The organism is Halomonas sp. HP20-15 (genome assembly GCF_033446685.1).
Taxonomy (GTDB): Bacteria; Pseudomonadota; Gammaproteobacteria; order Pseudomonadales; family Halomonadaceae; genus Modicisalibacter.
The window spans coordinates 228,427-241,910 of sequence record NZ_JAWQLY010000002.1; the positions used below are offsets into that span (position 1 = coordinate 228,427).

The following is a 13,484-nucleotide window of genomic DNA, read 5'->3' on the forward strand; positions in this document are numbered from 1 at the left end:
CGGTCAGCGGTAGTCGACCAGCACGTTGCCGGTCATCTCGTCGGGGATCGGCTCGCCCATCATCGCCAGCAGCGTGGGGGCGAGATCGCACAGCCGGCCACCGTCGCGCAGGCTGGCCTGACGCTGGGTGACGTAGACCAGCGGCACCTCGAAGGTGGTGTGGGCGGTCTGTGGATTGCCGGTCTCGGGGTTGACCATCTGCTCGGCGTTGCCATGGTCCGCGGTGACCAGGCATTCGCCGCCGGCGCGTTCGATCGCCTCGACCACCCGGCCCAGGCAGACGTCGACCGCCTCGATGGCCTTGACCGCGGCGTCGAAGTCGCCGCTGTGGCCGACCATGTCGCCGTTGGCGTAGTTGCAGACGATCAGGTCGTAGCTGCCGGCGTCGATCGCCGAGACCAGCGTATCGGTGAGTTCAAAGGCGCTCATCTCGGGCTTCTCGTCGTAGGTCTTGACGTCCTGCGGCGAGGGGATCAGCTCGCGATGTTCGCCCTCGAACTCGGCCTCGCGGCCGCCCGAGAAGAAGAACGTCACGTGGGCGTACTTCTCGGTCTCGGCGATGCGCAGCTGGCGCATGCCGCGCTTGGCGACGACCTCGCCGAGGGTGTTGACCAGATCGCTGGGCGGAAAGGCGCACGGGGCGGGGATGTCGGCGGCATACTGGGTCAGCATCACCAGGCCGTCACCGGCCAGCCGTGGGCGCGCCTGGCGCTTGAAGCCGCTGAAGTCGTCCTCGACGAAGGCGCGGGTCAGCTCGCGGGCGCGGTCGGCGCGGAAGTTCATGAAGATCGCCGCGTCGCCGTCGGCCATGACCACCGGCTCACCCGCCGGGCGTACGCTGGTGGCGGCGACGAACTCGTCGGTCTCGTCGCGCTCGTAGGCGGCCGCCAGGCCGGCTTCGGCGGACTCGGCGACATACTGGCCCTCGCCTTCGGTCACCACGCGGTAGGCCTGCTCGACGCGATCCCAGCGGTTGTCGCGGTCCATGGCGAAATAACGCCCGACGATCGAGGCGACGAAGCCGTTGTCGGCGCCGACCAGCTCGGCGAGCTTGGCGTTGGCGCGCTCGAGGGACGCCTGGGCGCTCTTGGGCGCGGTATCGCGGCCGTCGAGGAAGGCGTGGATGTAGATGCGCTGGGCGCCGCGCGTCGCGGCCAGCTCGGCCATCGCCAGGATATGATCCTCGTGACTGTGCACGCCACCCGGCGACAGTAGCCCGAGCAGGTGCACGGCGCGTCCGGCCGCGACCGCGGCATCGATCGGCTTGGTCAGCGCGGCGATGCCGGCCAGTTCGTCGTCGGCGATCGCCTTGGTGATGCGGGTGAAATCCTGGTAGACGATGCGGCCCGCGCCGAGGTTCATGTGGCCCACCTCGGAGTTGCCCATCTGCCCGTCGGGCAGGCCCACGTAGCCGCCGTCGGTGTGGATCAGGCCGTGCGGGTAGCGTGACTTGAGCGCATCCATCACCGGTGTGTGGGCGGCGGCGACGGCGTTGTGTTCGGTCGACTCGTTGTGGCCGTAGCCATCGAGGATGATCAGCGCTACCGGGCGCGGACGGGCGGCTTTGGCATCTGACATGGCTGTAGCATCTGACATGAAGGGCCTCGTGTTTGCTGTGGCGAATCGGCCGGTGGCACTGGCTGCACCAGCCTCCGGGCTTCGCGACTCACGTCTTCGGATGGCATCATACCGCAGCGCATGGGCGGGCGTCACAAACCCCACCCATGGTCGACGGACGCATCCGCAAGGCTTGTGTATACTGGGCGCCGCCCGTACGCGCGGGCCGATTTCAACCCGAGCTATCAACTAGCGCTATCCGGCAGAGTTACCCAGACCCATGATCGATCAATTGTTCGAATTCGTGCAGAACCACCCGCTGCTGGTGGGTGCCTTCGTGGCGGTGCTCGCCGCCTGGCTGGCCTACGAGGCCAGGACCGGCAACCACGGTGTCGATACCGGCGAGGCCACCAAGCTGGTCAATCGCGACGACGCGGTGATCGTCGATATCCGCGACCCCAAGGAGTTCAAGGCCGGGCACATCGCCGGCGCCCGCAACATTCCCCAGGGCAAGCTCGACGAGCGCATCAACGAGATCGACAAGTTCAAGGACAAGCCGATCGTGGTGGTCTGCAAGCAGGGCCAGTCGTCCGGCGCCGCCGTCACCAAGCTGACCCAGGCCGGCTTCGCGCGCGCGGTCAAACTCAAGGGCGGCATGGCACAGTGGCAGGCCGACAACATGCCGGTGGTCAAGAAGTAACCGGCACGCCCGCGTTCATCGAACAATCCCATCAAGACAAGAGACACAGTTATGGCAGACGACAACAATCCGCAGGCCGCCCAGGGCGACGAACAGCAACTGCAATTTTCCCTGCAGCGTATTTACGTCAAGGACATCTCCTTCGAGTCGCCCAACGCGCCGGCGGTCTTTCAGCAGCCGTTCAAGCCCAAGGTGAGCCTGGATTTGAACACCACCAGCGAGCAGGTCGGTGAGAACCTCTACGAGGTGGTGGTCAAGGTCACCGCCCAGGTCGCGCATGCCGAAAGCGGCACCACCTCGTTTCTGGTCGAGGTCGAGCAGGGCGGCCTGTTCCGCATCGCCGGGCTGGCCGGCGAGCAGCTCGACCACACCCTGGGCGCCTTCTGCCCCAACGTGCTGTTCCCCTATGCCCGCGAGTGCATCGACAACCTGGTAAACCGCGGTAGCTTCCCGCCACTGATGCTGGCGCCGGTCAACTTCGAGGCGATGTACGCCCAGAAGAAGCAGCGTCAGGCCGAAGGCAGCGAGACTACTCAGTAAGTCAGTCAGCCAGTAAGTTAGTAACCAGTAAGGCGACACCGCGATGAGCGTCCCGCGCATCCATCTCGACGCCACGCTCACCGCGGGCGCCGAGCTGACCCTGCCCGAAGGTCCGGCGCGCCATGTCGCGGCGGTGCTCAGGCTGCGCGAGGGTGCGGCGCTGACGTTGTTCGACGGCCGTGGCCAGGAGGCCACGGCCGTGCTCGTCGAGGCCACCCGCAAGCGCGTCGTCGCGCGCATCGACACGGTGACGGCGGGGCGTGGCGAATCGCCGCTGGCGGTGCATCTGGGCCAGGCGATCTCCAAGGGCGATCGCATGGACTATGCAATCCAGAAGGCCGTCGAGCTGGGCGTGGCGGCGATCACCCCGCTCTACACCGAGCACGGCGACGTGCGTTTGAAGGGCGAGCGAGAGGCCAAGAAGCTCGGCCACTGGCAGGGCGTGGCGAGTAGCGCCTGCGAGCAGAGCGGGCGCGCCACCGTACCGACGATTCACCCGCCGCAGCCGCTCGGCGAGTGGCTGGCCAGCCGCAACGAAGCGTTGCGGCTGGTGCTGCACCCGGCCACCGACACCACCTGGCAACAGGCCGGCGCGGTCACCAGTGCCGCGCTGCTGATCGGCCCCGAAGGTGGCCTGTCGACCGCCGAGGTCGACGCCGCCACCGCGACCGGCTTCACTCCGCTGACCCTCGGCCCGCGCATCCTGCGCACCGAAACCGCCCCCGTCGTTGCCCTGACGCTGCTCCAGCATCATTTCGGCGATCTGGGGTAAGTGGTAGGCCTTCTCCAGCGCTCGCGGGTGAATCGACGGCCGTAGCCTTTCCTGACCTGATACCAGATCCGACACCCTCGGCATCGGTGTACCTCTTCGGCGCGCTGTCGATTAGCCGCCCGCGCGCTAACCCGGTTGCATCCTGGGTTCTGAACTCCAGATTGCGCGAGCACGGAGGCCGAGCTGCAGTCATGCACCGCATGAAGCAGATCGTGCATTTCGATGGTTCTAGGAGGAAAGGATTAGATGCCGCGCTAGGATTTGGAAACAATCTGTGACAAATTCTTCAGAAAGGCGGCTTTAGAAAGCTCAATTGATCGGTTCCGCTGCCGCTCCAAACCGTTGGCTAGTTTCAGCGCTACGCAAATAAGGAGTTTTGAGCAAGTGGCGATTTTTGATCTTTTTTCAAAGAGGCAGAAAGCTCTGCGAGGCGACGTCCCAGATGTATATGTCTATGATTATTTGCCAAGCCCCTTGAGAGTCCAAATAGTACACATATGGGCTGATTCTATTGGTGGTGATAGCGATTACTATGACTACACTCATGGAGATAGAGTCAGGTCGGGATATAAGTTTATCGTTGATACCCTGTGCCGCGAATACGGAATTTTTCAATTGCCTACGGCTGAAAAGTACCAAGATAGAATGTACTTGAAAGAGCTAGCAAATTTCTTGCTTCAAGAGGAAGATGTTGAGAGACAGTTAGACGTTGTAGAATTGAGTTTTAGATATATAGATCGCCTAACCAGAGAGTATTATCTGTATCGCGATGATGCGTCTAAAATCGCAGATAACGCGATAGATGAACTTAATAGCCGATTCAAAGAGCATGGGGTTGGGTTTCAGTTTATTGAAGGTGAAGTTATTAGGGTGGACTCAGAGCTACTCCATATTGAGGCCGTAAAACCTGCACTTAGATTGCTAAACGAAAAAGATTACCAAGGTGCGCAACAGGAGTTTCTGAGCGCTTATGAACATTACCGCCACGGGAAATATAAAGAATCCCTAAATGATTGTTTAAAATCTTTTGAAAGTGCCATGAAGGCTATTTGTGATAAGCGCAAATGGCCCTATCAGCCCAATGCTACAGCTAAAGCTCTAATTCAAGTTTGCTTTGATCACGATCTGGTTCCTTCATTTTGGCAACAACAGCTTAGCTCCTTACGCAGTATGCTGGAGAGCAGCATCCCAACAGGGAGGAATAAGTTAAGCGGGCATGGCCAGGGGACAACGCCAACTGTGGTGCCAGATTATCTTGTTGCATATATGCTTCATATGACGGCGTCAACATTAGTATTCTTAACCACAGCTGAGAAAAACTTTAAATAACATAGCTCTGCTAGACTTTCCGAAGCAAATCTTAGGGAAGTCCCAGAGCCCGGCGTTATCCTCTCCTCACTATTTGCCAAGCCAAGGGTTCGGGCAATGGTTACATTCTGTATGCCCGACGGCAACGGCCTTTGCCCGTGCCGCCGCCCGGCGTGATAATGAGCGTCTATCTCTCGTTGGTGATTGTCTATGTCCCGCTACCAGGATTCCTCCCCGCGTTCACCCGGCCCCGGTCGGCGCTCGCCGTCCGAGTCGCGCCAGCCAATTGCCGAGGTCGGCGAGGTGGCGCTGCTCAAGGTAGTCACGGTCAACGCCACCGGCGCGTTTCTCGACTGGGGGCGGCCCAAGGACCTGCTGCTGCCGTTCGGCGAGCAGGATCTCCGCCCGGCGGTCGGCAAGTCGGTGCTGGTGAAGATCAATGTCGACGATAGCGGCCGGCCGGTGGCCTCGATGCGCCTGAACCGCTTCATCACGGACGAAGCCGAGGGGCTGGCCACGGGCGATGCGGTGACGCTGGTGATCGGCGATCGCACCGAGCTAGGTGTCAAGGCGGTGGTCGAGCATCGTTTCTGGGGCCTTTTGTATCACGACGAATACCAGGCGGTGGGCTCGCGGCCGCCGCGCCGTGGCGAGCGCCTGACCGGCTACGTGAAGCGCATTCGCGACGACGGCCGGCTGGATCTGACGCTGCAGCCGCTGGGCGGCGCGCGGCGCGACCTGGCCGGCGAACGAATCATGGCGGCGCTCGAGGATGGCCAGGGCTTCCTGGCGCTCAACGACAAGAGCCCGGCGAGCGCCATCAAGGCGCGGCTGGGAATCAGCAAGAGCGCCTTCAAGCAGGCCATCGGCGGGCTCTATCGGCAGCGCCGGATTCGCCTCGAGGCCGACGGCATCCGCCGCCTGGAGCCCGACGCCGACCCCGGTACTGCCCCTGCGGGCGACTGAGCGCCGCCGCTTGGTCATGTGATGGTCGCTACGGCATACTGCCGCAATCATTTCCTACCCATGGAAGACCGCACCGATGAGCGAACGCGCCCTCAAGATCGGGGTGGTGATGGACCCCATCGCCGACATCACCTACAAGAAGGACACCACGCTGGCCATGTTGTGGGCCGCCGAGTCACGCGGCGCCTCGCTATACTACATGGAGCAGGAGGACCTTTACCTGGAGCAGGGCCGCGCAATGGCCCGGCTGCGCGCGCTGAACGCCTTTCGCGACCCGCAGCACTGGTATGAGCTCGGCGAGCCGCAGGCCACACCGCTGGCCGAGCTCGACGTGATCCTGATGCGCAAGGACCCGCCGGTCGACAGCCACTTCCTCAACGCCGTGCACCTGCTGGGCTTCGCCGAACGCGAGGGCGTGCTGGTGGTCAACCCGACCCGCGCGCTGCTCGAGTGCAACGAGAAGCTCTTCGCCCAGCAGTTTCCGCAATGCGTGCCGCCGACGCTGGTGGCATGCAACGACAAGGTGCTGCGCGCCTTCCACGCCGAGCACGGCGACGTGATCTTCAAGCCGCTCGACGGCATGGGCGGCACCGGGATCTTTCACGTCCAGCCCGAGGGCCGCAACATCGGCGCGATCATCGAGACGCTGACCGAGCGCGGCCAGCGCCAGATCATGGCCCAGCGCTACCTGCCCGAGATCAAGGACGGCGATACGCGCATCCTGCTGATCGACGGCGAGCCGGTGCCCTACGGCCTGGCGCGGGTACCGATGGCCGGCGAGACCCGCGGCAACCTGGCGGCCGGCGGCCAGGGCCGCTCGCGGGAGCTGACCGCGCGCGATCACTGGCTGATCGAGCAGGTCCAGCCGATGATTCGCGACAAGGGACTGATGTTCGTCGGCCTCGACGTGATCGGCGACTACATCACCGAGATCAACGTCACCAGCCCGACCTGCGTGCGCGAGATCGACGACCAGCGCGGCACCGACATCGCCGGCCTGTTGATGGACGCCATCGAGCGAAACCTCGGCGAACGCCGGCAAGGCTGAGTAACGGCCGGCTCGCTGTCGCCGGAAAGGCGAGGGGGCGCAGAGGACGAAGAGAGAGAATAGCGTCATGGCTTTCGTCACCGATCCGATCCGCTATGCCCCGGTCAATCGCGGCTACCGCCAGTGGCTGGCGGGCGCGCTGGCGGTGGCGTTGCATGGGGCGGTGATCGTTGCCGCCACGCAATGGCAGTGGGCGCCCGCGAAAGCGCCGCGTGAGCCGGTCAGCATCGACGTGGTGCTGGCCCGGCAGCCATCGGTCGAGCCGCAGGCGGCCCAGGCGATCGCCGCCGCCGCCCAGCAGGCCTCGGGGCCGAAATCCACGGGACGCACGGTCGAGGAGCAGGTGGCCTCGCAGGTCGCTGCGCCAGCGGCCCCGCCGCAACCGCAGGCCCCGGCGAATCCCGAGACGCCGCCCGCGCCACAGGAGGCGCCGAAGCCCGAACCCGCCCCCGAGCCGGCGACACCCGAGCCGCCACCGGCGCCCGAACCCGCCCCGCAGCCGGCGACGCCCGAGCCGACGCCCAAGCCCGAGCCAGCTCCTCGGCCCAAAACGTCGCCGGAACCGACGGCGCCGCCCAAGGCCTCGTCAACGCCCGATGCCCAGGCGCTGCTGGCGCAGGCCTCGGCCAGCGTGCGCGAGCGCGGCTTCGATTCGAGCGCGGCCGGCGAGGGTGACGACAACGCCAGCGACAGCCAGAAGGCCGCGCAACGGGCCGCCAAGGCGCGCTATATCGATGCCTGGTCGCGTCGCGTCGAGGAGTACGGCAACCGCTATTATCCGGCCCCCGAGGCGCTGGACGGCCAGCTGCGCATCCGCGTGGTGATCGGCCGCGACGGTCAGCTACGCCAGGCAGAGGTGATACAATCATCGCAACAGCCCGAACTCGACCAGGCCGCGCTCGATACGGTGCGCGGCGCGGCGCCTTACCGGCCCTTCGACCGGGGCATGGGCGAGCGCGACAGCCTTACCATTACGCGGGTCTGGCAGTACGGGAAAGGCAATAATTTCGGCGTGCGTTGACGCCCGGGAGACCCATGCAAAGCTTGCGCAATCACTTCCTGCTGGCGATGCCTCATCTCGAGGACCCCAATTTCGCGGGGAGCCTGAGTTACCTGTGCGATCACGACGACAACGGCACCATGGGGGTGATCGTCAATCATCCCCTGGAGCTGACCCTCGATGCGCTGCTCGAGCAGCTCGAGCTCGATGCCGAGGAATGCCCGATGCGCGACCAGCCGGTCTACTATGGCGGACCGACTCATCGCGATCGCGGTTTCATCCTGCATCGTGGCAGCAGCGCACCGTGGGACTCCAGCATCCAGGTCGCCGATGACGTGGCGCTGACCACCTCGATGGACATGCTGCAGGCGATCGCCGCCGGCGAAGGTCCCGAGCAGTTCATCGTCTGCCTGGGCTGCTGCGGCTGGGGCGCCGGCCAGCTCGAACAGGAACTCAAGGAAAATACCTGGTTGACCGTCGAGGCCCAGCCGGGAGTGATCTTCGACCTGCCGGCCGAGCAGCGGCTCAACGCCGCGGCGGGCATCCTCGGGGTCGATCTCAGCCTGCTCACCAGCCAGGCCGGCCACAGCTGATGGCCGCGGCGGGGCAGCGGCTGGTACTGGCGTTCGACTTCGGCACCCGGCGCATCGGCGCGGCGGTGGGCAACGAGCTGATTCGCCGCGCCACGGCGCTCGACCCGCTGCCCGCCCGCGACGGCATTCCCGATTGGAACGTGGTCACCCGGCTGGTCGAGGAATGGCAGCCTGATCTGTTCGTGGTCGGCCTGCCGCTCAACATGGACGACAGCGAATCCGACATGAGCCGGCGCGCGCGCAAGTTCGGCAAGCGGCTCTACGGGCGCTATGGCAAGCCCTGCGAGATGGTCGACGAGCGCGGTTCGACCCGCGAGGCCAAGACCATCGCACGTGACTTCGGCCATCGCGGCAACTACCGCGAGGAGAGCGTCGACGGCCTGGCCGCGCAATTGATCCTCGAAAGCTGGTTTGCCCGGGACGAGGGGCTGCCGGCGCGGCCCTTTGGCTGAACCGCACAGCACGTTACGCACGGCACGCAGACGCGACACGGCCGGCCCCTGGGGGCCGGCCGTGGTCGTTCGGGGCGGCTAGCTGGCCACCCGATCAGCTATCCAGGTGAAGCTCGGGGGTCGGCCGGCTAAAGCCGCGGGTCAGCCAGGTCAGCCAGGCGAGGCCGCAGGCCAGCCAGATGCTGCCCAGGGTGACGGCGAGGTGATCGAGGCTGGCCATCAGCCACAGGATCGCGAGCAGGCCGATCAGCGGGCAGACCAGGAACCACAGCGTATCGAGACCGCCGCGGCGGCGCTGCTTGAGGTAGTAGTGGCAGATCACCGAAGCATTGACCAGGGCGAAGGCCAGGAAGGCGCCGAAGTTGATGAACGAGGCCGCCGAGAGCACGTCCATGGTCAGCGCCAGCAGGGCCACCAGGCCGCTCAGCACCAGGCCGCCGATTGGAGTGCCGAAGCGCCCCAGCCGGCCCAGCCAGCGCTTGGGCAGCACATCGTCGCGACCCATGGCGTAGATCAGCCGGGCGCCGCTGGCCTGGGCGGCGATGCCCGAGGCGAACTGGCCGACGATCAGGCCGATCAGAAAGACCGTGACGAAGATGTCGCCGCCGATGTTGCGGGCGATGTCGTAGGCGGCGGCGTCGGGATTGGCGAAGTCGGTGCCCGGGGCGGCGAGCTGCACCACGTAAGAGACGACGATGAAGATCAACCCGCCGATCAGCGTGATCAGCAGGATGGCGCGCGGCAGGTTGCGCTGCGGGTCCTTGGTTTCCTCGGTCAGGGTGGTCACCGCGTCGAAGCCGAGGAACGAGTAGCAGGCCACCGCCGCGCCGGCCATCAGCGTCGCCAGCGAGGCCGAGGACTCGGCACCGAGGAACGGTGCCAGGCTCCAGAACGGCTGGCTGGCATCGCCGAGCACGTAATGCGCGGCGAGGCCGACGAAGGCGACGAGCACCAGCACCTGCACCAGCATCATCACGCTGTTGACCAGGCTGGCGAGCCTGAGGCCGAGCACGTTGATCACCGTGGTCACGCCGATGAACGCCAGCAGCCAGACCGCCTGGGGAATCGCCGGAAAGGCCGAATTGAGGTAGGCGGCGCCGATCAGCCAGATCACCATCGGCAGGAACAGGTAGTCGAGCAGGATCGCCCAGCCGGCGATGAAGCCCAGCCGGTCGTCGATGGCGTGGCGGACGTAGGCATAGGCCGAGCCGGCGACCGGGTAGGCGCTGGCCATGCGGCCATAGCTGTGGGCGGTGAACAGCATGGCGATTAGCGCGGCGAGATAGGCGCCGGATACCGCGCCATCGGTGATCACGGCGAGCACGCCGAAGGTGCCCAGCACGATGATCGGGGTCATGTAGGCCAGGCCGAACAGCACTACCTGGCCCAGCGAAAGGGTCTTCTTCATCTCTGACATCGTCGCCTCCTATTTGTGGTTGTCGCGACTGAGGTTGTTGTAGGTGCAGCTTGCTGCGGTTGGATGGAGGGCAGCGGGCTCAGGCGAAGTGCCAGACCCGGCCCAGTGGTGTCTCTTCACGGTGCCCCGGCAGGGCGAGGCGGCGATCGCGGAGATAGTCGTAGTCGCGGCGGGCGCGCTCGAGCCGCGCGTGGTCGAGTGTCAGCTTGGTCACGCACTCCTCGCGGCCGGCGCGGAACAGCAGCTCGCCGTCGGGCGCTACCAGCGCGCTCTCGCCGGCGAAGGTCAGCCCCGCGCCCTCGCCGACGCGGTTGGCCATGGCCAGGAAGCACTGGTTTTCCTGGGCGCGGGCCTGGGCCGCGCGGGCGTGCACCGGCCCGTAAGGGTCCATGTTGCCGTTGGTGACAACCAATAGATCGGTGCCCATGGTGGCCAGCGCGCGCGCCGGTTCGGGGAATTCCAGGTCGTAGCAGATCAGCAGGCCGAGGCGGTAGCCGCGCCAGGCGACGCAGCTCACGCTGTCGCCGGGGCTGACCAGCTCGCGCTCGTCGGGCCACAGGTGGGTCTTGCGGTAGCGCAGCGCCAGGCCCTGTTCGGGGGTGATCAGCACGGTGGTGTTGTAGACGGCGTCCCCGGCGCGTTCGAGCAGGCCCAGCGCCAGGGCGGTGTCGTGTTCGCGGCTGAGCTCGACCAGCGTGGCCAGTTCGGGGCCGTCGAGGGTCAGCGCCCGGTCGGCGACGTGGCCGGGCTCGGCGAAGCCGGTCAGTTGGGTCTCGGGAAACACCATCAGCGCTGTCGCGGGGTCGCTGTCGCGAACGCAGTCGACGACGCGTGATAGATTGCTGGCGATATCGCCCTCGCGGCTGGCCAGTTGGGCCAAGGCTATCTGCATGGGGGGCTCCGACGTGTTATTGCTGTGCGATGATCGGTTCTTTTTCAGTATCCGGACTCAGGCGTCGCTGCCTATCCCATGAACGGGTTACCCCCGATGGGGGAGGCGGCTGGCGCATTGCAGCGGGACGGGACCAACGGGGTGGGAGATGACGGGGCGTAACGCGCAAGAGGATCGGCCCGGCGGGCCGGCGACCAGCCTGGAGAGCCTCGCCTGGCATCGCAGCTTCGCCGGGCTGGTCGACAGGTTGGATAGTGGCGACTTCTGGCTCGCCGTGGTGCGCACGCTGGCCGCGCACGTCGATTTCAACACCTGGGTGGCGCTGATCTTCGACCCTCGCCAGCCACCGCGCATCCTCGCCGAGAGCGACGAGGACGACGGTTCGGACGAGACGCTGTTCCAGGATTACCAGCGCGGGCTCTACCTGCTCGACCCGTTCTACATCGACGCCAAGGGACGCGGGCGTTCGGGGCTCTACACCCTGGCCGACGTGGCCCCGCAGCGCTTCACTCACACCGAGTACTACCAGCGCTACTTCCGACGCAACATCGTCGCCGACGAGATCCAGTTCAATTGCGTGCTCGGTGACGAGCGCACCCTGTGCCTGTCGCTGGGCTCGGTGGTGGCATTCGACCACGCCACGCTGGGGCTGTTGAGCCTGATCCAGCCCTGGCTGCTGGCGCTGATGCGCCAGCGCATGCACTTCGAGAGCGAGCCGGGGTCGCGACCCGGGCCGCATCCGTGGCATCCCGATCCGGAGCCCACCCAGCCCCTGGAGACGCGGCCCGCGCTGACCGAGCGCGAGCGCGAGATCAGCCAGCTGATGCTGGCCGGGGGCTCGACCAAGGAGATCGCCCGGCGCCTTGCGATCTCGGTGGAAACCGTGCGCGCCCACAAGAAGCACATCTACGCCAAGCTGGGCATCAACTCCCAGTCGGAGTTGTTCTCGCTGTTCTGGCAGGCGCGCCGCTAGGCTTAAAGCTGACGGTCGTCGGCGCCGAACTGTGCCGGCACGAACCAGCGCACGTCACGCATCTCCTTCTCGATCAGATCCTCGACCTTGAGCAGCGTGGCGAAGATCGCCATGCGTACCGGAATGCCGTTGTCGGTCTGACGGAAGATCGCCAGGCGCGGATCGCCGTTGAGGTCGACGTTCAGGTCGTTGGCCCCGGGGCGGCTGTCACGCGGCAGCGGGTGCATGACGATGGTGGTGGCGCTGCAGTGGTTGTCGAGGAAGGCGCGGTCGACGCGGAAGTCCTGCGAAACCCCGGCGAAGCTTTCCGACAGCTCGTCGGTGAAGCGCTCCTTCTGGATGCGCGTGGTGTACACCACGTCCAGGTCGCGAAAGTCGCTGTCGAGACTTTCGCGCTGTTCGACGCGGTGCCCGCGCGAGGCGACCAGATCGACCAGCGGGCTGGGCATCTCCAGCCCCGGCGGCGAGACCAGGGTGATGCGCAGCGGCTCATAGAGCGACAACAGCTTGATCAGCGAATGCACGGTGCGGCCGTGCTTGAGATCGCCGGTGAGCAGCAGGTGGGCGCCACCCAGGTGCTTGCCGAGCCGGGTGAATTCCTTGTCGATGGTGTACAGATCGAGCAGCGCCTGGCTGGGGTGCTCGCCGGGGCCGTCGCCGCCGTTGATCACCGGCACGTTGGTGGCCTCGGCGAACTCGGCCACCGAGCCCTGGTCCGGGTGACGCATGACGATGGCGTCGCAATAGCCGCTCATCACCCGGCTGGTGTCGTAGAGCGATTCGCCCTTGGCCATCGACGAGAAGGTGAAGCCGGTGGTGTCGCAGACGCTGCCGCCGAGCCGGCAGAACGCCGCATTGAAACTGACGCGGGTCCGCGTGCTGGCCTCGAAGAACAGATTGCCGAGCACCGCGCCCTCCAGCACCCGGGTGACCTTGCGCCGCGCCGCGATCGGCTCCATGCGGCTGGCCACGCGCAGCAGGTGATCGACCTGATCCTTGGACAACGAATCGACGGACAGCAGGTGAGTGTTCATCGCGGGCCTCGCAGTATGCCGGGAAGAAGTGTGCCGGGAGAAATGGCCGTTAGTGTAGCGGCGAACGCCGGCCGCGGCATCCGTTGGGCGGCACTACGCTGCGTACATCGTTGCGTACATCCATCGCTGGGGACATCCGTCTTCGAGGCCCAGTCGAGCGGCTTGCCGATGGCTGGCATGAGCTTCTACCTTGGTAGAAAGCACAAGCGTCGCGGGATGGCGGCGCACCTGC

The 13,484-nt window shown here is 65.5% G+C and carries 14 protein-coding genes; 10 read left to right on the forward strand and 4 right to left on the reverse strand.

The window, feature by feature from the left end; genetic code table 11:
- Positions 1-3 precede the first annotated feature (3 nt).
- Positions 4-1,578, reverse strand: coding sequence for a 2,3-bisphosphoglycerate-independent phosphoglycerate mutase (gene gpmI, locus R6258_RS03405; protein ID WP_318447409.1), 1,575 nt, complete (start codon positions 1,576-1,578; stop codon positions 4-6).
- Between the two features lie 259 nt (positions 1,579-1,837).
- On the opposite strand from gpmI, the gene R6258_RS03410 reads away from it, so the two are divergent.
- The 9 genes from R6258_RS03410 to ruvX all read left to right on the forward strand — a co-directional run bounded on the left by R6258_RS03410 (position 1,838) and on the right by ruvX (position 8,936).
- Entirely contained in the window at positions 1,838-2,257 is a 420-nt protein-coding gene (locus R6258_RS03410) for a rhodanese-like domain-containing protein (RefSeq protein ID WP_318447411.1), read from the forward strand.
- A 51-nt stretch (positions 2,258-2,308) separates the two neighbouring features.
- The gene (secB, locus tag R6258_RS03415; RefSeq protein WP_318447414.1) at positions 2,309-2,797 is read left to right on the forward strand and encodes a protein-export chaperone SecB; all 489 of its coding nucleotides are present in this window, start codon (positions 2,309-2,311) and stop codon (positions 2,795-2,797) included.
- Between the two features lie 43 nt (positions 2,798-2,840).
- Positions 2,841-3,569: a 16S rRNA (uracil(1498)-N(3))-methyltransferase gene (locus R6258_RS03420; protein ID WP_318447416.1), complete on the forward strand. Its 729-nt coding sequence runs from the start codon at positions 2,841-2,843 to the stop codon at positions 3,567-3,569.
- Between the two features lie 384 nt (positions 3,570-3,953).
- A complete protein-coding gene (locus R6258_RS03425; protein ID WP_318447418.1) occupies positions 3,954-4,898 on the forward strand; it encodes an STM4504/CBY_0614 family protein in 945 nt (314 codons plus the stop codon).
- 189 nt (positions 4,899-5,087) lie between these two features.
- Positions 5,088-5,843: a S1 RNA-binding domain-containing protein gene (locus R6258_RS03430; RefSeq protein ID WP_318447420.1), complete on the forward strand. Its 756-nt coding sequence runs from the start codon at positions 5,088-5,090 to the stop codon at positions 5,841-5,843.
- A gap of 76 nt (positions 5,844-5,919) precedes the next feature.
- On the forward strand, positions 5,920-6,891 hold the full coding sequence (gene gshB / locus R6258_RS03435) for a glutathione synthase (protein ID WP_318447423.1): 972 nt from the start codon (positions 5,920-5,922) through the stop codon (positions 6,889-6,891).
- A 67-nt stretch (positions 6,892-6,958) separates the two neighbouring features.
- Positions 6,959-7,912: a TonB family protein gene (locus R6258_RS03440; protein WP_318447424.1), complete on the forward strand. Its 954-nt coding sequence runs from the start codon at positions 6,959-6,961 to the stop codon at positions 7,910-7,912.
- Positions 7,913-7,926: 14 nt separating this feature from the next.
- Positions 7,927-8,484 carry a YqgE/AlgH family protein gene (locus R6258_RS03445; RefSeq protein WP_318447427.1) on the forward strand — a complete coding sequence of 186 codons (558 nt, stop codon included), beginning with the start codon at positions 7,927-7,929 and terminating at the stop codon, positions 8,482-8,484.
- On the forward strand, positions 8,484-8,936 hold the full coding sequence (gene ruvX / locus R6258_RS03450) for a Holliday junction resolvase RuvX (RefSeq protein ID WP_318447429.1): 453 nt from the start codon (positions 8,484-8,486) through the stop codon (positions 8,934-8,936). Before R6258_RS03445 ends, ruvX begins: the two co-directional genes overlap by 1 nt.
- Before the next feature lie 94 nt (positions 8,937-9,030).
- Here the strand turns inward: ruvX and R6258_RS03455 are convergent, their stop codons facing one another.
- Both R6258_RS03455 and R6258_RS03460 read right to left on the reverse strand, forming a co-directional pair.
- Entirely contained in the window at positions 9,031-10,353 is a 1,323-nt protein-coding gene (locus R6258_RS03455) for an APC family permease (protein WP_318447432.1), read from the reverse strand.
- Between the two features lie 79 nt (positions 10,354-10,432).
- Positions 10,433-11,245 carry a carbon-nitrogen hydrolase family protein gene (locus R6258_RS03460; RefSeq protein ID WP_318447434.1) on the reverse strand — a complete coding sequence of 271 codons (813 nt, stop codon included), beginning with the start codon at positions 11,243-11,245 and terminating at the stop codon, positions 10,433-10,435.
- A gap of 148 nt (positions 11,246-11,393) precedes the next feature.
- Between R6258_RS03460 and R6258_RS03465 the strand changes: the two genes are divergently transcribed.
- Positions 11,394-12,218, forward strand: coding sequence for a helix-turn-helix transcriptional regulator (locus R6258_RS03465; protein WP_318447436.1), 825 nt, complete (start codon positions 11,394-11,396; stop codon positions 12,216-12,218).
- A 2-nt stretch (positions 12,219-12,220) separates the two neighbouring features.
- On the opposite strand, the gene R6258_RS03470 is transcribed toward R6258_RS03465, so the two are convergent.
- A complete protein-coding gene (locus R6258_RS03470; RefSeq protein WP_318447438.1) occupies positions 12,221-13,252 on the reverse strand; it encodes an aspartate carbamoyltransferase in 1,032 nt (343 codons plus the stop codon).
- Positions 13,253-13,484 lie beyond the last annotated feature (232 nt).

Coding starts and splice junctions, on each gene's coding strand:
- R6258_RS03420 (WP_318447416.1), top strand. CDS start 2,841: ATGAGCGTCCCGCGCATCCATCTCGACGCCACGCTCACCGCGGGCGCC.
- ruvX (WP_318447429.1), top strand. CDS start 8,484: ATGGCCGCGGCGGGGCAGCGGCTGGTACTGGCGTTCGACTTCGGCACC.
- gpmI (WP_318447409.1), bottom strand. CDS start 1,578: ATGTCAGATGCCAAAGCCGCCCGTCCGCGCCCGGTAGCGCTGATCATC.
- R6258_RS03445 (WP_318447427.1), top strand. CDS start 7,927: ATGCAAAGCTTGCGCAATCACTTCCTGCTGGCGATGCCTCATCTCGAG.
- secB (WP_318447414.1), top strand. CDS start 2,309: ATGGCAGACGACAACAATCCGCAGGCCGCCCAGGGCGACGAACAGCAA.
- gshB (WP_318447423.1), top strand. CDS start 5,920: ATGAGCGAACGCGCCCTCAAGATCGGGGTGGTGATGGACCCCATCGCC.
- R6258_RS03455 (WP_318447432.1), bottom strand. CDS start 10,353: ATGTCAGAGATGAAGAAGACCCTTTCGCTGGGCCAGGTAGTGCTGTTC.
- R6258_RS03470 (WP_318447438.1), bottom strand. CDS start 13,252: ATGAACACTCACCTGCTGTCCGTCGATTCGTTGTCCAAGGATCAGGTC.
- R6258_RS03440 (WP_318447424.1), top strand. CDS start 6,959: ATGGCTTTCGTCACCGATCCGATCCGCTATGCCCCGGTCAATCGCGGC.
- R6258_RS03430 (WP_318447420.1), top strand. CDS start 5,088: ATGTCCCGCTACCAGGATTCCTCCCCGCGTTCACCCGGCCCCGGTCGG.
- R6258_RS03465 (WP_318447436.1), top strand. CDS start 11,394: ATGACGGGGCGTAACGCGCAAGAGGATCGGCCCGGCGGGCCGGCGACC.
- R6258_RS03410 (WP_318447411.1), top strand. CDS start 1,838: ATGATCGATCAATTGTTCGAATTCGTGCAGAACCACCCGCTGCTGGTG.
- R6258_RS03460 (WP_318447434.1), bottom strand. CDS start 11,245: ATGCAGATAGCCTTGGCCCAACTGGCCAGCCGCGAGGGCGATATCGCC.